The 19,799-nt window shown below is 55.1% G+C and carries 20 protein-coding genes; 12 read left to right on the top strand and 8 right to left on the bottom strand.

Annotated features, from left to right (window positions below):
• Nucleotides 1-21: 21 nt before the first annotated feature.
• From rluE to purB, 5 genes are read left to right on the top strand one after another with little or no spacing between them, the layout of a single operon-like run.
• Nucleotides 22-681, top strand: coding sequence for a 23S rRNA pseudouridine(2457) synthase RluE (gene rluE / locus ACOT0L_RS08100; RefSeq protein ID WP_126502916.1), 660 nt, complete (start codon nt 22-24; stop codon nt 679-681).
• On the top strand, nt 681-1,154 hold the full coding sequence (locus ACOT0L_RS08095; RefSeq protein ID WP_045623090.1) for an NUDIX hydrolase: 474 nt from the start codon (nt 681-683) through the stop codon (nt 1,152-1,154). Before rluE ends, ACOT0L_RS08095 begins: the two co-directional genes overlap by 1 nt.
• A 40-nt stretch (nt 1,155-1,194) precedes the next feature.
• Nucleotides 1,195-2,307, top strand: coding sequence for a tRNA 2-thiouridine(34) synthase MnmA (gene mnmA, locus ACOT0L_RS08090; protein ID WP_032103856.1), 1,113 nt, complete (start codon nt 1,195-1,197; stop codon nt 2,305-2,307).
• Nucleotides 2,308-2,334: 27 nt separating this feature from the next.
• Complete coding sequence (hflD, locus tag ACOT0L_RS08085; protein WP_006809213.1) at nt 2,335-2,964, top strand: high frequency lysogenization protein HflD; 630 nt, start codon at nt 2,335-2,337, stop codon at nt 2,962-2,964.
• Between the two features lie 19 nt (nt 2,965-2,983).
• Nucleotides 2,984-4,354: an adenylosuccinate lyase gene (purB, locus tag ACOT0L_RS08080; RefSeq protein WP_045623088.1), complete on the top strand. Its 1,371-nt coding sequence runs from the start codon at nt 2,984-2,986 to the stop codon at nt 4,352-4,354.
• A gap of 84 nt (nt 4,355-4,438) precedes the next feature.
• Here purB and ACOT0L_RS08075 read toward each other — a convergent pair whose 3' ends face one another.
• A complete protein-coding gene (locus ACOT0L_RS08075) occupies nt 4,439-4,831 on the bottom strand; it encodes a hypothetical protein (RefSeq protein WP_168929099.1) in 393 nt (130 codons plus the stop codon).
• A 475-nt stretch (nt 4,832-5,306) separates the two neighbouring features.
• Here ACOT0L_RS08075 and phoP point away from each other — a divergent pair, with 475 nt between their 5' ends.
• The 3 genes from phoP to ACOT0L_RS08060 all read left to right on the top strand — a co-directional run bounded on the left by phoP (nt 5,307) and on the right by ACOT0L_RS08060 (nt 8,655).
• Nucleotides 5,307-5,978 (top strand): two-component system response regulator PhoP, encoded by a 672-nt coding sequence (phoP, locus tag ACOT0L_RS08070; RefSeq protein ID WP_026094318.1) that lies wholly within the window; start codon nt 5,307-5,309, stop codon nt 5,976-5,978.
• Complete coding sequence (phoQ, locus tag ACOT0L_RS08065; RefSeq protein WP_023299812.1) at nt 5,979-7,442, top strand: two-component system sensor histidine kinase PhoQ; 1,464 nt, start codon at nt 5,979-5,981, stop codon at nt 7,440-7,442.
• Between the two features lie 91 nt (nt 7,443-7,533).
• Nucleotides 7,534-8,655 (top strand): cupin domain-containing protein, encoded by a 1,122-nt coding sequence (locus ACOT0L_RS08060; RefSeq protein WP_063152012.1) that lies wholly within the window; start codon nt 7,534-7,536, stop codon nt 8,653-8,655.
• A gap of 92 nt (nt 8,656-8,747) precedes the next feature.
• Here ACOT0L_RS08060 and ACOT0L_RS08055 read toward each other — a convergent pair whose 3' ends face one another.
• Nucleotides 8,748-9,239 carry an REP-associated tyrosine transposase gene (locus ACOT0L_RS08055; protein WP_126490367.1) on the bottom strand — a complete coding sequence of 164 codons (492 nt, stop codon included), beginning with the start codon at nt 9,237-9,239 and terminating at the stop codon, nt 8,748-8,750.
• Between the two features lie 100 nt (nt 9,240-9,339).
• On the bottom strand, nt 9,340-10,563 hold the full coding sequence (gene pepT, locus ACOT0L_RS08050) for a peptidase T (RefSeq protein ID WP_032624465.1): 1,224 nt from the start codon (nt 10,561-10,563) through the stop codon (nt 9,340-9,342).
• Nucleotides 10,564-10,800: 237 nt separating this feature from the next.
• Here pepT and potA point away from each other — a divergent pair, with 237 nt between their 5' ends.
• The 4 genes from potA to potD are packed head-to-tail and all read left to right on the top strand — an operon-like array spanning nt 10,801 to nt 14,609.
• A complete protein-coding gene (gene potA, locus ACOT0L_RS08045) occupies nt 10,801-11,949 on the top strand; it encodes a spermidine/putrescine ABC transporter ATP-binding protein PotA (protein WP_163385517.1) in 1,149 nt (382 codons plus the stop codon).
• Entirely contained in the window at nt 11,933-12,790 is an 858-nt protein-coding gene (gene potB, locus ACOT0L_RS08040) for a spermidine/putrescine ABC transporter permease PotB (RefSeq protein ID WP_022647763.1), read from the top strand. The genes potA and potB overlap by 17 nt, the downstream gene beginning before the upstream one ends.
• The gene (gene potC / locus ACOT0L_RS08035) at nt 12,787-13,578 is read left to right on the top strand and encodes a spermidine/putrescine ABC transporter permease PotC (protein ID WP_023305879.1); all 792 of its coding nucleotides are present in this window, start codon (nt 12,787-12,789) and stop codon (nt 13,576-13,578) included. The genes potB and potC overlap by 4 nt, the downstream gene beginning before the upstream one ends.
• Nucleotides 13,575-14,609, top strand: a complete 1,035-nt coding sequence (potD, locus tag ACOT0L_RS08030) for a spermidine/putrescine ABC transporter substrate-binding protein PotD (RefSeq protein WP_048966194.1) — start codon at nt 13,575-13,577, stop codon at nt 14,607-14,609. The genes potC and potD overlap by 4 nt, the downstream gene beginning before the upstream one ends.
• Before the next feature lie 34 nt (nt 14,610-14,643).
• Here the strand turns inward: potD and cobB are convergent, their stop codons facing one another.
• From cobB to lolC, 5 genes are read right to left on the bottom strand one after another with little or no spacing between them, the layout of a single operon-like run.
• Entirely contained in the window at nt 14,644-15,465 is an 822-nt protein-coding gene (cobB, locus tag ACOT0L_RS08025; protein WP_022647760.1) for a Sir2 family NAD+-dependent deacetylase, read from the bottom strand.
• 14 nt (nt 15,466-15,479) lie between these two features.
• On the bottom strand, nt 15,480-16,391 hold the full coding sequence (gene nagK, locus ACOT0L_RS08020) for an N-acetylglucosamine kinase (RefSeq protein WP_126502918.1): 912 nt from the start codon (nt 16,389-16,391) through the stop codon (nt 15,480-15,482).
• A gap of 54 nt (nt 16,392-16,445) precedes the next feature.
• Entirely contained in the window at nt 16,446-17,690 is a 1,245-nt protein-coding gene (gene lolE / locus ACOT0L_RS08015; RefSeq protein ID WP_023299806.1) for a lipoprotein-releasing ABC transporter permease subunit LolE, read from the bottom strand.
• A complete protein-coding gene (lolD, locus tag ACOT0L_RS08010; RefSeq protein ID WP_022647757.1) occupies nt 17,690-18,391 on the bottom strand; it encodes a lipoprotein-releasing ABC transporter ATP-binding protein LolD in 702 nt (233 codons plus the stop codon). Before lolD ends, lolE begins: the two co-directional genes overlap by 1 nt.
• On the bottom strand, nt 18,384-19,583 hold the full coding sequence (gene lolC, locus ACOT0L_RS08005) for a lipoprotein-releasing ABC transporter permease subunit LolC (protein ID WP_126502919.1): 1,200 nt from the start codon (nt 19,581-19,583) through the stop codon (nt 18,384-18,386). The genes lolD and lolC overlap by 8 nt, the downstream gene beginning before the upstream one ends.
• Between the last annotated feature and the right edge of the window lie 216 nt (nt 19,584-19,799).

Below are 19,799 nucleotides of genomic sequence, written 5' to 3'. Positions count from 1 at the left end.
TCGCCTTATGGAGGGCATTATATGAGCAATGCCCGTAAATACTATAATGATTCTAAGACTTCTTTTAGAAAACACCGGGTTGAGCGATTCAGCTCACGACAAGCCACCAGAAGAACGCCAGAACCCCAGCCAACGCGGGTCATACTGTTCAATAAACCCTACGATGTATTGCCGCAGTTTACCGACGAGGCCGGGCGCAGCACGCTGAAGGATTTTATCCCCGTTCAGGGGGTCTACGCGGCCGGGCGTCTGGATCGCGACAGCGAGGGGCTGCTGGTGCTTACCAATGACGGCGTGCTCCAGACCAGGCTTACTCAGCCGGGCAAACGTACCGGAAAAATTTACTATGTGCAGGTTGAAGGCGAGCCGGACGACGCGTCGCTGGCAAAGCTGCGTAACGGCGTAATGCTGAACGATGGTCCTACCCTGCCAGCTGGTATTGAGCGCGTAAATGAACCCGAGTGGCTGTGGCCGCGCAACCCGCCGATTCGTGAGCGCAAATCGATTCCCACCAGCTGGCTTAAAATCACCCTTTATGAAGGCCGCAACCGACAGGTCAGGCGCATGACTGCGCATGTGGGCTTCCCTACCCTGCGACTCATTCGCTACGCCATGGGCAGCTACACGCTGGACTCGCTGGCTAACGGGGAATGGCGGGATGTTACCCCTAAGGAGAACTGATGTTTAAACCCCATGTTACGGTCGCCTGCGTGGTCCACGCGCAGGGGAAATTCCTGGTGGTGGAAGAGACCATCAACGGCAAAGCGCTTTGGAATCAGCCAGCCGGGCATCTTGAAGCCAACGAAACCTTATTGCAGGCAGCGAAACGCGAGCTCTGGGAAGAGACGGGTATCCGCGCCGAACCGCAGCACTTTATCCGTATGCATCAGTGGATAGCGCCTGACCAGACACCTTTCCTGCGCTTTTTATTCGCCGTTGAGCTTAACGAAACGTGCGCCACTGAACCGCACGACGACGATATCGATCGCTGCCTGTGGGTGACCGCAGACGAGATCCTGAACGCGCCAAACCTGCGCTCGCCGCTGGTTGCGGAAAGCATCCGCTGCTGGCAGTCTGCGGCTCGCCTGCCGCTGGATGTCATTGCAGAATTTAACTGGCCGTTTACAGAGGGTGTCAATGGTGGGGGGGCGTGATAGAATATGCCGCCTTGAAGTTCAATGTCGTGAGTATTCCATGTCAGATAACAGCCAGAAAAAAGTGATCGTCGGCATGTCCGGCGGTGTCGATTCCTCCGTTTCCGCCTACCTGTTGCAGCAACAGGGCTATAAGGTGGAGGGCCTGTTCATGAAGAACTGGGAGGAAGACGATGGCGAGGAATACTGCACTGCCGCTGCGGATCTCGCCGATGCGCAGGCCGTGTGCGATAAGCTCGGCATCGAACTGCACACCGTTAACTTTGCCGCAGAATACTGGGACAACGTTTTTGAACTCTTCCTCGAAGAGTACAAAGCGGGCCGCACGCCAAACCCGGATATCCTGTGTAACAAAGAGATCAAATTCAAAGCCTTCCTGGAATTCGCCGCGGAAGATCTGGGCGCAGACTACATTGCGACCGGCCACTACGTGCGTCGCGCGGATGTGAATGGTAAAAGCCAGCTGCTGCGCGGTCTGGATGGCAATAAAGATCAGAGCTACTTCCTCTACACGCTGAGCCATGAACAGATTGCCCAAAGTCTGTTCCCGGTCGGCGAGCTGGAAAAGCCGGAAGTGCGTAAGATTGCTGAAGATTTGGATCTGATCACCGCGAAGAAAAAAGACTCCACCGGTATCTGTTTTATCGGCGAGCGTAAATTCCGCGAGTTCCTGGGGCGCTACCTGCCTGCACAGCCGGGCAAAATCGTCACCGTTGACGGTGATGAGATTGGTCAGCACCAGGGGCTGATGTACCACACTCTCGGCCAGCGTAAAGGTCTGGGTATCGGCGGCACCAAAGAGGGCAGCGAAGATCCGTGGTACGTGGTCGACAAAGATGTCGAAAACAATATTTTGGTGGTGGCTCAGGGTCACGACCATCCGCGCCTGATGTCCGTTGGACTTATCGCGCAACAGCTGCACTGGGTCGATCGCGAGCCGCTGAAAGGCACGCTGCGCTGCACCGTGAAAACGCGCTACCGCCAGACGGACATCCCTTGCACCGTCACCGCACTGGATGACGATCGCATTGACGTGCGTTTCGACGAACCGGTTTCCGCCGTTACCCCTGGCCAGTCAGCTGTTTTCTACAGCGGCGAAATTTGCCTCGGCGGTGGGATCATTGAACAGCGCCTGCCGCTGCCTGCTGTTTAAACCGTTTGCACACATAAAGGAGACCGTGTGGCGAAGAACTATTACGACATCACCCTGGCGCTGGCGGGAATTTGCCAGTCAGCCCGTCTGGTGCAACAGCTGGCGCATCAGGGTCATTGCGACGCTGATGCCCTGCACGTTTCACTCAACAGCGTTATCGATCTTAACCCAGGCTCCACGCTGGGCGTCTTTGGCGGCAGTGAAACCAATCTTCGTCTCGGTCTTGAAACCCTGCTCGGCGTGCTCAACGCCAGTAACCGTCAGGGGTTGAATGCGGAACTGACCCGCTACACCTTAAGCCTGATGGTGCTGGAACGTAAGCTGAACGCGGCGAAAGGCGCAATGAATACCCTGGGCGATCGCATCGCCGGGCTACAGCGCCAGCTCGACCACTTTGACCTCCAGTCTGAGACCCTGCTGAGCGCGATGGCCGGTATCTACGTCGACGTAATTAGCCCGCTCGGCCCGCGTATTCAGGTCACCGGTTCGCCTGCCGTATTGCAAAGCCCACAGGTACAGGCGAAGGTACGCGCTTCGCTGCTGGCAGGCATCCGTGCCGCCGTGCTGTGGCAACAGGTCGGCGGTGGCCGCCTACAGCTCATGTTTTCTCGTCATCGCCTGACGACTCAGGCAAAACAAATTCTTGCTCATTGTTAACCTCCCGGAGTTGCGAATTATGGAATTATCCTCACTGACCGCCGTATCCCCTGTCGATGGACGCTACGGCGATAAAGTCAGCGCGCTGCGCGGGATCTTCAGCGAATATGGCCTGCTGAAGTTCCGTGTTCAGGTTGAAGTGCGCTGGCTGCAAAAGCTGGCCGCCCAGACAGCAATCAAGGAAGTTCCTGCTTTTGACGCAAAGGCAAACGATTACCTTGATAAAATCGTTGCTGAGTTCAGCGAAGAAGATGCCGCGCGTATTAAAACCATCGAACGCACCACCAACCACGACGTGAAAGCGGTTGAATATTTCCTGAAAGAGAAAGTGGCAAGCGTCCCTGCGCTGCACGCGGTATCTGAATTTATTCACTTCGCCTGTACCTCTGAAGATATTAACAACCTGTCTCACGCGCTGATGCTCTGTACTGCACGCAAAGAGGTGGTACTCCCTTACTGGCGTAAAATCATCGATGCGGTGAAAGCGCTGTCCGTGGAGTACCGCGATATTCCGCTGTTGTCCCGTACTCATGGCCAGCCAGCAACCCCATCCACCATGGGTAAAGAGATGGCGAACGTAGCGTACCGCATGGAACGCCAGTATCGTCAGCTGGAGCAGATTGAGATCCTCGGCAAAATCAACGGCGCGGTGGGTAACTACAACGCCCACATTGCGGCGTACCCGGAAGTGGACTGGCACCAGTTCAGTGAAGAGTTCGTGACGTCTCTGGGGATCCAGTGGAACCCGTACACCACCCAGATTGAGCCGCACGACTACATCGCTGAGCTGTTTGACTGCATTGCGCGCTTCAACACCATCCTGATCGACTTCGATCGTGACGTCTGGGGCTACATCGCCCTGAACCACTTCAAGCAGAAGACCATCGCCGGGGAAATCGGTTCGTCCACCATGCCGCACAAAGTGAACCCAATCGACTTCGAAAACTCCGAAGGTAACCTGGGCCTGGCGAATGCCGTGTTGCAGCATATGGCGAGTAAGCTGCCGGTCTCCCGCTGGCAGCGCGACCTGACTGACTCCACGGTGCTGCGTAACCTGGGCGTGGGTATTGGCTACGCGCTGATCGCCTACCAGTCCACCCTGAAGGGTGTGAGCAAGCTGGAGGTGAACCGCGACCGTCTGCTGGACGAGCTGGATCACAACTGGGAAGTGCTGGCGGAGCCGATTCAGACCGTGATGCGTCGTTATGGCATCGAAAAACCGTACGAGAAACTCAAAGAGCTGACCCGCGGTAAACGCGTTGATGCTGAGGGTATGAAACAGTTTATCGATGGTCTGGCGCTGCCCGAAGAAGAAAAAGCGCGCCTGAAAGAGATGACCCCGGCAAACTATATTGGCCGCGCCATTACTATGGTTGACGAGCTGAAGTAATCACCCTCCCCCTTTCCACCCGGAAAGGGGGCTGCTTATCATCATCGTGTCGACGTTCACACCCCGTTACAGGCTCTGCCGGGATTACAACCTGTTGTCAGGCTGGTGGTTATTTTTCGCCGTGGAATAACTTTCCGGAATATATCGTTTTAAGCCGAACGGGCACAGCCTGAACTGGCACGGGGTCTCAACCGTGCATGGCCGATCCATCTCCTGCCGGTTACCTGGACACGCGTTTTTCTGTTTGAACCCCATCCAGCCAATTGATGTATAGGGCATTGCCTGCGCTATCCATACCCTACGCCGCCGATCGTTAATCAGGATACCCTGGTTTGAGGTGGTGATGATTTCACCGGCACGAACGTAATAATCCCCTTTTAGCCAAAGGATATAATTCAGGCCATATTGTGTTTCAACTTTGCAAAAGATGGTTCCACTTTCCGGGCTCGCAATAGTCTCAACAACCTTCCATTCCATAGAATCCTCTTTACTCGCTATATTGCTGTTTTGTTGTGTAAAAATGCTGATTTTCTGGCACATCTTATGCAAATCTAATTTCGCACCATAAAATAAGCGTAGACAAAGACAGACATAGTGAGAACATCCTTACAAAAAAAAGGGCAATCTTTACAAAACTGGCGTGCCCGTTCTGTCAAAAAAGCGACTCGCCTTCAACCGTTCATAAACGGATGGATGTTTTATCCGGATTGCGGAAGCGTGCGAAAACAAGTCAGTTTATATTACCCGCGCCTTCTGGGGGCGTATGAGGCATATGTGAGGTGGGTGGGCGATATGAAACAGGATCAGGTCAACATACTTAATAATCAGATGCCTGGCGTAATGCCACCTGTCTTCAGAAGCATGAAAAAAATCATTTAATTTCATAACGCTGGTGTCAACCTGGATAATCAGCGTTAAACTATTCATACCATTTATAAAGGGAGAAATGATGATGCGCGTACTGGTTGTTGAGGATAACGCATTGCTACGTCATCACCTGAAAGTTCAACTTCAGGAGATGGGTCATCAGGTGGACGATGCTGAAGACGCAAAAGAGGCCGATTATTATCTCAATGAACACCTGCCGGACATCGCCATTGTCGATTTAGGGCTGCCGGATGAAGACGGATTATCTCTTATCCGCCGCTGGCGTAGCCATGACGTTTCCCTGCCGGTACTGGTGCTGACTGCTCGCGAAGGCTGGCAGGACAAGGTTGAAGTGTTGAGCGCAGGCGCAGATGACTACGTGACCAAACCCTTCCATATTGAAGAAGTCGCCGCGCGTATGCAGGCGCTGCTGCGCCGCAACAGCGGGCTGGCGTCACAGGTGATCTCTCTGCCGCCGTTCCAGGTGGATCTCTCCCGCCGCGAATTTTCAATAAATGATGAAGTAATCAAGCTGACCGCATTCGAATACACCATCATGGAAACGCTGATCCGTAACAACGGTAAAGTGGTGAGCAAAGATTCCCTGATGCTTCAGCTTTATCCGGATGCCGAACTGCGCGAAAGCCACACCATTGACGTGCTGATGGGCCGCCTGCGCAAAAAAATTCAGGCACAGTACCCGCACGACGTGATTACCACCGTGCGTGGTCAGGGCTACCTGTTCGAATTACGCTAAATGAAAGGGATTTTGCGCCACATTTTACCCCTTTCACTGCGGGTTCGCTTTCTGCTGGCAACCGCCGCCGTCGTGCTCGTGCTGTCCCTCTCTTACGGAATGGTGGCGTTGGTCGGGTACAGCGTAAGCTTCGATAAAACCACCTTCCGCCTGCTTCGCGGCGAAAGTAATCTGTTCTATACCCTGGCGAAATGGGAGAACAACCAAATCACCGTCGAGATGCCGGAAAACCTGAACCAGCAGAGCCCAACGCTGGCACTCATTTACGATGAAAAAGGAAAATTGCTGTGGGCGCAGCGCGACGTCCCCTGGCTGAAAAAGCGCATCCGTCCGGAATGGCTTAAAACCAATGGTTTTCACGAAATTGAAGCCGACCTCAACTCTACCAGCATCCTGCTGCGTGACGATCGGGCGTTACAGAACAAGCTCAATGAGATCCGCGCTGAAGATGACGACACGGAGATGACCCACTCGGTGGCCATCAACCTGTATCCCGCTACTCTGAACATGCCGCAGCTGACCATTGTAGTGATCGATACGATACCGGTTGAGCTAAAACGTTCGTATATGGTCTGGAACTGGTTCGTGTACGTTCTGGCTGCCAACCTGCTGCTTGTGATCCCTCTCCTGTGGGTTGCTGCTTGGTGGAGCCTCCGCCCGATTGAATCCCTTGCCAAAGAGGTGCGCGAGCTGGAGGAACATCACCGCGAGAAGCTTAACCCTGAAACTACGCGCGAACTGACCAGCCTGGTGCGCAACCTCAACCGCCTGCTGAAAAGCGAACGTGAACGTTACGACAAGTATCGCACGACGCTCACCGATCTTACGCACAGCCTGAAAACCCCGCTGGCAGTGATGCAAAGTACACTGCGTTCAATGCGCAGTTCGAAAATGAGCGTGGATGACGCCGAGCCGGTAATGCTGGAGCAAATCAGCCGTATTTCACAGCAGATTGGTTATTACCTGCACCGCGCGAGCATGCGTTCCGGAAGCGCCTTATTGAGCCGTGAACTGCACCCGGTAGCCCCGCTGCTGGATAACCTCACCTCTGCGCTGAACAAGGTTTACCAGCGTAAAGGGGTAAACATCAGTCTGGATATCTCACCGGAAATAAGCTTTGTTGGCGAGAAGAATGACTTTATGGAAGTGATGGGTAATCTGCTCGATAACGCCTGCAAATATTGTCTGGAGTTTGTCGAGGTGTCCGCGCGCGTAACGGATAACGAACTGCATATTATCGTTGAGGATGATGGTCCTGGCATTCCCCATAATAAACGCGAAGTGGTATTCGATCGCGGTCAGCGCGCCGATACGCTGCGCCCGGGCCAGGGTGTCGGATTATCCGTCGCCCGGGAAATTGTCGATCAGTACGAGGGCAAGATTGAAACCGGCGAAAGTCTGCTGGGCGGTGCCCGTATGGAAGTCATTTTTGGCCGCCAACAGCCCGGATTGAACGATAGTTAACCCGAAATGTGAAAAATACGCGGATCTCGCAGCCAGGGGTCGGTGCTTCCGTTATAATCCGTCTCAGTAAGAGCCTGCGGAATACAAAAATATGGATTATCAATTAACGCTTAACTGGCCCGAATTTATTGAACGTTACTGGCAAAAACGCCCGGTCGTTCTTAAACGCGGGATCAGCAATTTTATCGACCCTATTTCTCCTGACGAACTCGCTGGTCTGGCGATGGAAAACGAGGTAGACAGCCGTCTGGTGAGCCATCAGGACGGGAAATGGCAGGTCAGCCACGGTCCCTTTGAAAGCTACGATCACCTGGGCGAAAGCAACTGGTCTTTACTGGTGCAGGCGGTCAACAACTGGCACGAACCCACCGCAGCCTTGATGCGTCCCTTCCGCGCCCTCCCAGACTGGCGAATGGACGATCTGATGATCTCCTTCTCTGTTCCCGGTGGCGGCGTGGGTCCGCATCTTGATCAGTACGACGTGTTTATCATTCAGGGTACCGGTCGCCGTCGCTGGCGAGTGGGCGAAAAAGTGCCAATGAAGCAGCACTGCCCGCACCCGGATCTGCTTCAGGTTGATCCGTTTGAAGGGATCATTGATGAAGAGCTGGAGCCAGGCGACATTCTGTATATCCCGCCAGGCTTCCCGCATGAAGGTTATTCCCTGGAAAACTCGCTAAACTATTCGGTTGGTTTCCGCGCGCCAAGCGGCCGCGAGATGATCAGCGGATTCGCTGACTATGTTTTACAGCGCGAGCTGGGCAGCCATCGTTACAGCGATCCGGATGTTCTGGCGCGTGAGCACCCGGCCGATATTCTGCCAGAGGAGCTGGATAAGCTGCGCGGTATGATGCTGGATCTGATCAACGAACCGGAGCACTTCAGACAGTGGTTTGGCGAGTTTATCAGCCAGTCGCGTCACGAACTGGACGTCGCACCGCCAGAGCCGCCGTATCAGGCAGATGAAATTTATGATGCCCTCCAGCAGGGCGATAAGCTGGTTCGTCTGGGCGGATTACGTGTATTGCGCATTGGCGAAGAGGTATTTGTCAACGGCGAGCGCCTGGACTCTCCACACCGTCCGGCACTGGAAGCGATTGCCAGCCATATGGTGCTGTCTGCGGATACCTTTGGCGACGCGCTGGACGATCCCTCCTTCCTCGCCATGCTGGCCGCGCTGGTTAACAGCGGGTACTGGTTTTTTGAGGACTGAGTCATGATGTTTGCCGGGTGGCGGCTACGCCTTACCCGGCCTACAAAAGCCGTTCCCGTAGGCCCGGTAAGCGATGCGCCACCGGGCTTTTTTTACTTCCGCTCCCCCGCCGCAAAATCCTCAATCTCACCCGCCCAGTCTGCCGGAAATAACCCCTCCCGCACGTCCCGATGAAACGTTGAATAGGGCCAGTCGACGACTTTCCCGACATAGCCATGCTTCAGCGGATTGATGTAGACGTAATCCATATGCCGCCGGTAATCCTGTTCATTGCGAATAGTGTGTTCCCAGAAACGCGGCTGCCAGACGTGGCGCATCTCAATGTAGCGGCTAAACATTTTTTTGATGTCGCGCCAGCGCGCTGAAAAGTCACTGTCCCCTTCCGGTAAGGTCCAGATACAGTGCATATGTTCAGGCAGGATAACCCAGGCGTTAATGGTGAAGGGCTTCGCATGCTTAACCGTGGCGGTAGCGGAACGCAGGCTGTCGATGTGGCGGGTAAGTAAATCGCTCTGGCGGTTTTGCAGATTGATGGTGAAAAACCAGGTTCCACCGGGGATGTAGTGGCGGCGGTAGTTTGACATTTGAACTCCCTGTTCATGTGCCGGGTGGCGGCTACGCCTTACCCGGCCTACAAAAGCCTTTACTGTAGGCCCGGTAAGCGCAGCGCCACCGGGCTTTTTCTTACCGCTTCGCGGTTAACTCTGCTATCCGCACAATCACCTGCACCGCTTTTTCCATCCCTTCCAGCGTCACGAACTCATGCTTGCCGTGGTAGTTATATCCACCGGTAAACAGGTTCGGGCACGGCAGGCCCATAAATGACAGCTGCGAACCATCGGTTCCACCACGGATCGGTTTCATCACCGGCTCGATATCACAATCGCGCATCGCCTGTTGGGCGATATCAAGAATGTGCGGATGCTCCATCACCTTCTCGCGCATATTGTAATAGCTGTCTTCGATGATGAGCTCAATATAGCAATCCGGATGCAGCCCCTTGCCGACCTTTTTCGCGATCTCCATCATCTTACGCTTGCGCGCTTCAAAGGCTTTGCGGTCAAAATCGCGGACGATATAGTGCATCTGCGCGCTGTCCACGTTCCCCTTGATGCTGGTCAGATGATAAAAACCCTCATACCCTTCCGTCATCTCCGGGCTCTCTTCGGCAGGAACTTCCGCATGAATACGCGCAGCCAGCGACAGCGCATTCACCATCACCCCTTTCGCAGAGCCCGGGTGCACGTTATTCCCGACGATTTTGATCGTCACCGATGCCGCGTTAAAGTTTTCATACTCAAGTTCACCCACGCCGCCACCGTCGACGGTGTAGGCCCACTGAGCGTTAAACGCCTCAACGTCAAAATGTTTCGCGCCTTTTCCTACCTCTTCATCCGGCGTGAAGGCCACGCGGATATCGCCATGTGGGATATTTTTGCCCTTCAGCACCGCCAGCGCCGTCATGATCTCGGCGATACCCGCTTTGTCATCGGCCCCCAGCAAGGTTTTGCCGTCGGTGGTGATTAACGTCTGCCCCAGCAGCTGATGCAGTACCGGGAACATCACCGGCGACAGCACTTCGTCGCCAATGCCCAGCGCAATATCTCCGCCGCGGTAGTTTTCAACAATCTGCGGATTAACGTGTTTACCGCTAAAATCAGGTGAGGTATCGACATGAGAAATAAAGCCAATCGCCGGGATATCTCCCTCAACGTTGGCCGGCAGCGTTCCCATCACGGTCCCCTTTTCACTGAGCGTGACATCAACCAGCCCCATGGCCTCCAGCTGCTCTTTCAGCAGATTTAGCAGCTTCCACTGGCCTTCGGTGCTTGGCACCTGTCGGACCCCCGGCTTAGATTGGGTATCCAGCGAAACGTAATGTAAGAAACGCTCAAGTAGTTTATCCATGCAGTCACCCTCACTTTTTGTGACAACATTATCATTAAGCAGCAAAACGCAAATATTGCGTCAGGTCACTTTTATCCCGCAAACGAGAACTTTTTACGTTTATATCGTTCTGCGTTAATAAATGTAGCTTATGAATAAGTGAGAAGGATTGGCGATTCAATGGGTTTGCCGTAGAATGTCCGCCCTCATTACGAGTCACCAAGGTGGTTACACACAAACCCCGCTTCAGTCTGCTGCCTGAGGCGTCTATATGGGACAGCGCGAAAATTGAATACACAACCCCGTTCCCTTTCACCGCTGGTGCAACTGGAACGAATTCGTAAAAGTTTCGATGGCAAAGATGTCATTTCCGATCTTAATCTGACCATCAATGACGGTGAGTTTCTCACGCTGCTTGGCCCCTCCGGCTGCGGCAAAACCACCGTCCTGCGCCTTATTGCCGGGCTGGAAAGCGTCGATAACGGCCATATCCATCTTGAGAACCAGGACATTACCCAGGTCCCTGCCGAAGATCGCCACGTCAATACCGTCTTTCAGAGCTATGCCCTGTTCCCGCACATGACCGTGTTTGAGAACGTGGCGTTTGGCCTGCGGATGCAAAAAACACCCGCCAGCGAGATCCCGCCGCGCGTTACCGAAGCCCTGCGCATGGTGCAGCTGGAGGCATTCGCCCAGCGCAAGCCGCATCAACTTTCTGGTGGTCAGCAGCAGCGTGTGGCTATTGCCCGCGCCGTGGTCAACAAACCACGCCTGCTCCTGCTGGATGAATCCCTCTCCGCGCTGGACTACAAACTGCGCAAGCAGATGCAGAACGAGCTGAAAGCGCTTCAGCGTAAGCTCGGCATCACGTTCGTGTTTGTCACTCACGATCAGGAAGAAGCCCTGACTATGTCAGACCGTATCGTGGTGATGCGTGAGGGCAAGATTGAGCAGGACGGCACACCGCGTGAAATTTACGAGGAGCCGAAAAACCTGTTCGTCGCCAGCTTCATTGGCGAAATCAATATTTTCAACGCCACGGTGATTGAGCGTCTGGACGAGCAGCGCGTGCGCGCCAACGTGGAAGGCCGCGAATGCAACATCACGGTGAACTTTGCCGTGGAAAAGGGACAAAGGCTCAACGTTCTGCTGCGCCCGGAAGATCTTCGCGTCGATGAGATCCACGACACGGCTGACGCCGAAGGTCTGATCGGTTACGTTCGCGAAAGAAACTACAAAGGGATGACCCTCGAATCCGTTGTGGAACTGGAAAACGGCAAAATGGTGATGGTTAGTGAGTTCTTCAACGAGGACGATCCGGACTTCGACCACTCGCTGGATCAGAAGATGGTCATCAACTGGGTAGAAAGCTGGGAGGTTGTACTGGCTGATGAAGAACACAAGTAAGTTCCAGAATGTGGTGATTGCCACGATCGTCGGTTGGCTTGTGTTGTTTGTCTTTCTTCCCAACCTGATGATCATCGTAACCAGCTTCCTGACCCGCGACGACGCGAACTTCGTCGCGATGGTCTTTACGCTGGACAACTACGCACGCCTGCTCGATCCGCTCTACTTTGACGTGCTGCTGCACTCGCTCAATATGGCGCTGATTGCCACCGTTGCCTGTCTGGTGCTGGGGTATCCGTTCGCGTGGTTCCTGGCTCGCCTGCCGCAAAAAGTGCGTCCGCTGCTGCTGTTTTTACTGATTGTGCCATTCTGGACCAACTCGTTAATCCGCATCTACGGGCTGAAAATCTTCCTCAGCACCAAAGGTTATCTGAACGAGTTTCTGCTGTGGCTTGGGGTTATTGATACGCCGATCCGCATTATGTTCACTCCGAGCGCGGTGATCGTCGGCCTGGTCTATATCCTGCTGCCGTTTATGGTGATGCCGCTTTACTCAAGTATTGAAAAGCTTGATAAACCACTTCTGGAAGCCGCGAGAGACCTGGGGGCCAGCAAGCTGCAAACCTTTATCCGCATCATTATCCCGCTGACCATGCCGGGCATTATTGCCGGATGTCTGCTGGTCATGTTGCCTGCGATGGGCCTGTTCTACGTGTCGGACCTGATGGGCGGGGCGAAAAACCTGCTGATCGGCAACGTGATCAAGAGCCAGTTCCTGAACATCCGCGACTGGCCGTTCGGCTCGGCCACCAGCATTACGCTGACGGTGGTAATGGGGCTGATGCTGCTGGTTTACTGGCGTGCCTCACGCCTGCTGAATAAGAAGGTGGAGCTGGAATGATCGGTCGACTGCTTCGCGGCGGTTTTATGACCGCCATTTATGCGTATCTTTATATTCCGATAATCATTTTGATCGTGAACTCCTTTAACAGTTCACGCTTCGGGATCAACTGGCAAGGGTTTACCACCAAATGGTATGGCCTGCTGATGAACAATGACAGCCTGCTACAGGCCGCTCAGCACTCGCTGACGATGGCGGTATTCTCTGCCACCTTCGCGACGCTGATTGGCTCGCTGACCGCCGTGGCGCTGTACCGCTACCGTTTTCGCGGTAAGCCGTTCGTCAGCGGTATGCTGTTTGTGGTGATGATGTCCCCGGACATCGTGATGGCCATTTCACTGCTGGTGCTGTTTATGCTGCTGGGCGTCCAGCTCGGTTTCTGGTCGCTGCTGTTTTCGCATATCACCTTCTGCCTGCCGTTTGTGGTGGTAACCGTCTACGCGCGTCTGAAAGGATTCGACGTACGCATGCTGGAAGCGGCGAAGGATCTGGGAGCCAGCGAGATGACCATTCTTCGCAAAATCATCCTGCCGCTGGCGATGCCTGCCGTGGCAGCCGGATGGCTGCTCAGTTTTACCCTGTCGATGGACGACGTGGTCGTGTCCTCCTTCGTCACCGGGCCGAGCTACGAAATTCTGCCGTTGAAGATCTACTCAATGGTGAAAGTCGGTGTTTCACCCGAAGTGAACGCGCTGGCGACTATTCTGTTGGTGTTATCGCTGGTTCTGGTGTTTGCCAGCCAGGTTATTGCTCGTGATAAAACAAAATCTCAGGGGACACAGAAATGAAAAAAATGCTTGCCGCTGCGGCACTGGTGCTCGGAATGGGTGCCGCGCATGCTGATGACAGCAAAACGCTCTATTTCTACAACTGGACCGAGTATGTGCCGCCGGGCCTGCTGGAGCAGTTCACCAAAGAGACGGGCATCAAGGTGATCTATTCGACCTACGAGTCGAATGAAACCATGTACGCCAAGCTCAAAACCTATAAAGATGGCGCGTATGACCTGGTGGTGCCGTCGACCTATTTCGTCGACAAGATGCGCAAAGAAGGCATGATCCAGAAGATCGATAAAACGAAGCTAACCAATTTTTCAAACCTCGATCCTGAGATGCTAAACAAGCCATTCGACCCGAACAACGATTATTCCATTCCGTACATCTGGGGCGCGACGGCAATTGGCGTCAACAGCGATGCCGTTGATCCAAAAACGGTTTCATCCTGGGCTGACCTGTGGAAGCCGGAATACAAAAGCAGCCTGCTGTTAACCGATGATGCGCGCGAAGTGTTCCAGATTGCGCTGCGTAAACTCGGCTACTCCGGCAACACCACCAATCCGAAAGAGATCGAAGCGGCGTATAACGAACTGAAAAAGCTGATGCCAAACGTGGCGGCGTTCAACTCGGATAACCCGGCTAATCCGTATATGGAAGGTGAAGTGAATCTGGGGATGGTCTGGAACGGCTCTGCGTTTGTGGCGCGTCAGGCCGGTACGCCGCTGGAGGTGGTCTGGCCGAAAGAGGGCGGCATCTTCTGGATGGACAGCCTCGCGATCCCGGCTAATGCGAAAAACGTCGATGGCGCCCTGAAGCTGATTAACTTCCTGCTGCGCCCGGATGTGGCAAAACAGGTGGCGGAAACTATTGGTTACCCGACACCAAACCTGGCCGCGCGGAAGCTGTTAAGTCCTGAAGTGGCGAATGATAAATCGCTTTATCCGGACGCTGAAACCATCAGCAAAGGGGAATGGCAGAACGACGTCGGTGACGCGAGCCGCCTGTATGAAGAGTATTATCAGAAGCTAAAAGCAGGCCGTTAATGCACAACGGGCGACGCAAGGTCGCCCGTTACCCTTACAGCCCCTTCAGGAGTTTATCCACAAAGGCTGGCACCACCTCGCTGGCCAGACCGTAATGCTTCTCTTCAAACTCACTCCCGACCTGGCTTGGCTCAAGATTAAGCTCCACCGTATGGGCACCTTGCAGTCGCGCTTCGTGAACAAACCCCGCCGCCGGATAGACATGTCCTGAGGTACCAATGGCGATAAAGACGTCCGCCATGGCCAGGGCGCTGTAGATCTCATCCATTCCCAGCGGCATTTCGCCAAACCAGACCACATGGGGACGCAGACGCGAAGGGAACTGACAGCAGTGGCAGCGGTCTTCGTCCAGCACGTCCTCTTTCCACTCCAGCACCTGCCCACTCCATGCGCACCGCACCTTGAGCAGTTCGCCGTGCATGTGAATGATGTTGTGGTTTCCGGCTCTTTCATGAAGATTGTCGATGTTTTGCGTCACCAGCAGAAAACGATCCCCCAGCGCCTCCTCCAGCTTTGCCAGCGCCAGGTGCGCCGCGTTTGGCGCAATCTCCGGCTGCTGAAGCTGGCGACGACGGGCGTTGTAAAACGCCTGAACCAGCGCCGGATCGCGGGCGAAACCTTCCGGCGTCGCCACATCTTCTACTCGGTGTTCTTCCCACAGCCCGTCCGCCGCGCGGAAGGTCTGAATACCGGATTCGGCGGAGATCCCCGCCCCGGTCAACACCACCACTCTGGGTTTATCCATCGCTTCTGGCATCATCCTGTCTCTGAAAAAGATCCGCTGACGCAGGCGTTCACGTAAGCGGCGTTTATTTTTGCGAAAACGGCTGAGTCGACCCTGGCGACGCGACAGCATAGTAACCTCGTAAACTAATCGGTGAGATGAAGGAATGCGGCTCCGCGCATGCCTTCTGCGTCCCCGTGTCGCGCACGCTCAATGCGCGGCACGCGGGCGACCGGCAATAAATGTCGGGGCAAACGCCCGGACAGCTGTTCCGTAATCGCAGTGAAATTTGACAGCCCTCCCCCGATCACCAGCAGATCCGGGTCGACGATGGTCAGGATATTCCCCAGACACACCGCCAGCAAATCAAGATAGCGCTCAACGTGCTCACGCGCCTGCGCGTCTCCCTGCTCCCACAGCGTAATGATTTGAGGGGCCTCAAGTTTCTGATGATAGAAGTGTTCATAAAGCCATGCAAACCCGCGCCCAGAAAGGTAACTCTCAATGCAGCCGTGCTGACCACAGCCGCAGCGGGTAAGCGGGAAATCACGACCAACGACGTCCAGCGCATCCACCGGCAGACGGATATGACCAAATTCTCCGGTAATGTAGCTGCGCCCGGTAATGGGCTTACCGTTAATGACAATCCCGCCACCGACGCCCGTTCCGAGGATCAGCCCCATCACCAACGGATAGCGACGAAACTCGTCGTCCCAGGCCTCTGAGAGAGCAAAACAGTTGGCATCGTTGTCTAAGCGCACGTCGCGCTTAAGGAGAGCAGAAAGATCGGCACGCAGGGGTTTGCCGCTGGCAGCAGGAACGTTGGCGGCATACAGCGTGCCGTCGTCGGTTTCGGGCATACCCGGTATACCAATGCCGACGCTGCCTTTGACGCCAAAGCGTTCATCCGCCTGCGCCACCAGCGCGGCAATAGCGGTTAAAAATTCATCGTAGCTATCGCGCGGCGTAGGCACGCGGGTTTCCCATTGTAGCTTAAGGTCTTTATCGAACACGCCGAGCGCAATCTTGGTGCCGCCAATATCAAATCCGTAATACATGATGCATTCCTCTGTTTGATTCAGCGGCCAAAAGACCGCTAAACCATGACGAAATTACTGGCCACTTAATACCCTCGCCGGATCAATTCGGCTAGCGCGACGCGCCGGATACCAGCTTGCCAGCAGACTCAGTAGAAGTGCTGTAACCAGCACATAAATAACGTCCAGCCAGTGCAGTTCAGACGGCAGGAAGTCAATAAAATAGATATCGCCTGACAGGAATTGATGGCCGATAAGCGCCTCAATCCCGTTGATAATCGGCGTCAGCTGAAGAGACACCACCACGCCGATGACCACGCCGCAGAGGCTACCAAACAGCCCCGCCAGCAAACCGTACCAGACGAAGATGGCGCGAATAAGACCGTCTTTCGCCCCTAAGGTACGCAGCACGGCAATGTCGCCGCTCTTGTCCTTAACGGCCATGACCAGCGTAGAGACGATATTAAAGCACGCCACGCCAATCACCAGCACCATCGCCAGATACATAATCGCGCGGATCATCTGGATATCACGGTACATATACCCGTAAGTGCCGATCCAGCTTTTGATGTAGACATAGTTATTGGTCACGCTGCCAGCGTCACGCACGAGTGTATTGGCGTTGAAAACGTCGTTAACCTTAATGGCAATGCCCGTCACGCTGTCGCTCATATCCAGATACTGGCGCGCATCCTCCAGCGGCACCATCGCGAAGCTGTGATCGAGCTGGCCGCTCAGCTGCAAAATACCGGTGACGTGCAGACGCACGCGCTTAGGCTGCTGCAATTTGTGATCAGCGCTGGCGTTCGGGATCATGATCGAGACCCAGTCGCCCTGCTTCACCTTCAGTGCATCGGCAACGCCTTTGCCCATGATGACCTGCTGTTCGCCAGCCTTAAAGTTTGCCCATGCGCCATTTTGCACATAGCGAGGCAGCGCGCTCAGACGCTCCTCCTGACGTGGATTCACCCCTTTCACCTGAATGGCGCGCAGGTTTACCCCGCTCTCTACCAGCCCGGTAAAGTTGATGTAAGGTGCAGCCGCCGCAATGCCGGGTACCTTTTCCACTTTGTTCAGGGCATCACGCCAGCTGGACCACGGCTGGTTAACCGGCTCGATTTCACCGTGGGGTACAACGGCCAGAATGCGGTTATTCAGTTCGCGCTCAAAGCCATTCATGGCGCTTAAGCCCACGATTAGAACCGCCACGCCCAGGGCGATACCGATGGTGGAGATCACGGAGATAAGGGAAACCATCCCGCTCCGGCGACGACCGCGGCTAAAGCGTAACCCAATGAGTAACGATAACGGTGAAGCCATTACTCCGCTCCCATCAGCGTCAGTTCTGCATTCAGACGACCGTCGCGCATTTCCAGCTGACGGCCCATCCGCTTAGCCAGCTGCAAATCGTGCGTGACCACCAGAAACGCGGTTCCCTGCGCGGCGTTCAGTTCGCCGAGAAGCTGGAAAATGCTGTCTGCGTTACGCGCATCGAGGTTACCTGTCGGTTCATCCGCCAGCACCAGGCGCGGGTTGTTGACCAGCGCACGGGCGATGGCCACACGCTGACGCTCGCCGCCGGAAAGCTCAGACGGACGATGATTCCCGCGATGACCCAGCCCTACCGCGTTTAGCATGTCGCTGGCGCGGGCATTGATTTCTGCGGGTTTCTTTTTACCAATCAGCAGCGGCATCGCCACGTTTTCCAGCGCCGTAAAGTCCGGCAGCAGGTGGTGGAACTGATAGATAAAACCCAGCTCACGGTTACGCAGCTCGGCTTTCGCCGTAGACGACATTTTACTCAGCGGCTGCCCGGAAAAGATCACATCGCCTTCGGTTGGCGTGTCCAGCCCGCCCAGCAGGTGCAGCAGCGTACTTTTGCCGGAGCCGGAGCTGCCAACAATCGCCATCATCTCGCCTTCACCCACGCTAAAGCTCACATTGTGCAGCACGTCGGTCTGCACAGTGCCTTCCTGATAGCGTTTGGACAGGTTGTCGCACTGCAACAGGATCTTATTCATAACGTAAAGCCTCAGCGGGTTGAGTGGCGGCAGCCCGCCAGGAAGGATAAAGCGTAGAGAGCAGCGCAATGGCCATCGCGGCCAGCGCAATACCGACCACCTGGAGCGGCTCGATAGCCACCGGCAGCGCCGCGCCATCAAGCAGCGCGCCGATAATCGGCATGAGATTGTTGAGCTGGCTGGCGAGCAGCGCACCCAGCGCCGCGCCGAGCAGCGCGCCGATGATGCCAGCGCTGGCACCCTGCACCATAAATACAGCCATGATCTGGCGCGGCGTCAGCCCCTGGGTTTGCAGAATGGCGACTTCGCCTTGCTTCTCCATCACCATCAGCCCGAGCGAGGTGATGATATTAAACGCGGCAACGGCCACGATCAGGCTCAGCAGCAGCCCCATCATGTTTTTCTCCATGCGCACGGCCTGGAACAGTTCGCCTTTGCGGTCGCGCCAGTCCTGCCATTTCGTTCCTTCCGGTAGCGTCTGCTGGCTAAGGGTATCCACCTTCAGCGGCGCATCAAGCCACAGACGCCAGCCGGTGATATTTCCCGCCGGGTAGCGCATCAGACGCGAGGCGTCCTGAATGTTAACCAGCATCTGGTAACCATCGACTTCGCTGTTCGCCGCAAACGTGCCAATCACGTTGAACAGGCGCTGGCTTGGCAGACGCCCCATCGGCGTAAACTGACTGGCTGAGGGCACCATCACGCGCAGTTGATCGCCACGGTTGACCCCGAGCTGCCCGGCAAGCTGCTCGCCGAGGATGACGTTGTATTTACCCGCTTCCAGGTCGGTTTGTTTCACATTGACCAGGAACGGCGTCAGCGGATCTTTTTGCGCCGGATCGATACCCAGCATCACCCCGACCGCCACGCTGCGGGCGCTTTGCAGCACCACATCGCCCGTCGTGAGGGGCGCAACGCGCGTGACACCCTGTAACTTCACCGCGCTTTCCGGCAGCTGTTGCGGGTTAACGGAGCCCTGAGTGGAAGAGAGAATGGCCTGCGGCATCAGCCCCAGGATATTGTTTTGCAGCTCGCGCTCGAAGCCGTTCATGACGGAAAGCACCGTCACCAGAGCCATCACGCCAAGCGTAATGCCAATAGTCGAAAGCCAGGAGACAAAGCGACCGAAGCGGTCCGCGGCGCGCCCACGCATGTAACGTAAGCCTATGAAGAGTGCGACAGGTTGATACATGAAATCCGTCTGTTTGCTGATAGCAGACCCACGAGTATATAAGCGAATCCGCTAAGCGTAAATGACTGAAACCGTAAGATTCGGTAATCATTTTTCCGAAAAATTCAGATAAATCATCATGCTACTGACTGAACTTCCGCCATACAGCCTCCACCTTTTCCGAAAATCGTCCTGATACAGACTGTTACCCGTTACATCGGGGTTTCATTTTACAAC

Source organism: Enterobacter cloacae complex sp. XAL002 (assembly GCF_049236805.1).
GTDB lineage: Bacteria > Pseudomonadota > Gammaproteobacteria > Enterobacterales > Enterobacteriaceae > Enterobacter > Enterobacter intestinihominis.
The sequence above is the reverse complement of the archived record's forward strand: the minus strand, read 5'-3'. Positions and strand labels throughout refer to the sequence as shown.

Bases quoted from the DNA above. Each gene is read 5' to 3' on its own strand.
- purB (WP_045623088.1), top strand. From the start codon at position 2,984: ATGGAATTATCCTCACTGACCGCCGTATCCCCTGTCGATGGACGCTAC.
- potC (WP_023305879.1), top strand. From the start codon at position 12,787: ATGATCGGTCGACTGCTTCGCGGCGGTTTTATGACCGCCATTTATGCG.
- lolC (WP_126502919.1), bottom strand. From the start codon at position 19,583: ATGTATCAACCTGTCGCACTCTTCATAGGCTTACGTTACATGCGTGGG.
- cobB (WP_022647760.1), bottom strand. From the start codon at position 15,465: ATGCTGTCGCGTCGCCAGGGTCGACTCAGCCGTTTTCGCAAAAATAAA.
- mnmA (WP_032103856.1), top strand. From the start codon at position 1,195: ATGTCAGATAACAGCCAGAAAAAAGTGATCGTCGGCATGTCCGGCGGT.
- potB (WP_022647763.1), top strand. From the start codon at position 11,933: ATGAAGAACACAAGTAAGTTCCAGAATGTGGTGATTGCCACGATCGTC.
- phoQ (WP_023299812.1), top strand. From the start codon at position 5,979: ATGAAAGGGATTTTGCGCCACATTTTACCCCTTTCACTGCGGGTTCGC.
- lolE (WP_023299806.1), bottom strand. From the start codon at position 17,690: ATGGCTTCACCGTTATCGTTACTCATTGGGTTACGCTTTAGCCGCGGT.
- ACOT0L_RS08055 (WP_126490367.1), bottom strand. From the start codon at position 9,239: ATGTCAAACTACCGCCGCCACTACATCCCCGGTGGAACCTGGTTTTTC.
- ACOT0L_RS08095 (WP_045623090.1), top strand. From the start codon at position 681: ATGTTTAAACCCCATGTTACGGTCGCCTGCGTGGTCCACGCGCAGGGG.
- rluE (WP_126502916.1), top strand. From the start codon at position 22: ATGAGCAATGCCCGTAAATACTATAATGATTCTAAGACTTCTTTTAGA.
- potD (WP_048966194.1), top strand. From the start codon at position 13,575: ATGAAAAAAATGCTTGCCGCTGCGGCACTGGTGCTCGGAATGGGTGCC.
- nagK (WP_126502918.1), bottom strand. From the start codon at position 16,391: ATGTATTACGGATTTGATATTGGCGGCACCAAGATTGCGCTCGGCGTG.
- ACOT0L_RS08060 (WP_063152012.1), top strand. From the start codon at position 7,534: ATGGATTATCAATTAACGCTTAACTGGCCCGAATTTATTGAACGTTAC.
- phoP (WP_026094318.1), top strand. From the start codon at position 5,307: ATGCGCGTACTGGTTGTTGAGGATAACGCATTGCTACGTCATCACCTG.
- lolD (WP_022647757.1), bottom strand. From the start codon at position 18,391: ATGAATAAGATCCTGTTGCAGTGCGACAACCTGTCCAAACGCTATCAG.
- pepT (WP_032624465.1), bottom strand. From the start codon at position 10,563: ATGGATAAACTACTTGAGCGTTTCTTACATTACGTTTCGCTGGATACC.
- ACOT0L_RS08075 (WP_168929099.1), bottom strand. From the start codon at position 4,831: ATGGAATGGAAGGTTGTTGAGACTATTGCGAGCCCGGAAAGTGGAACC.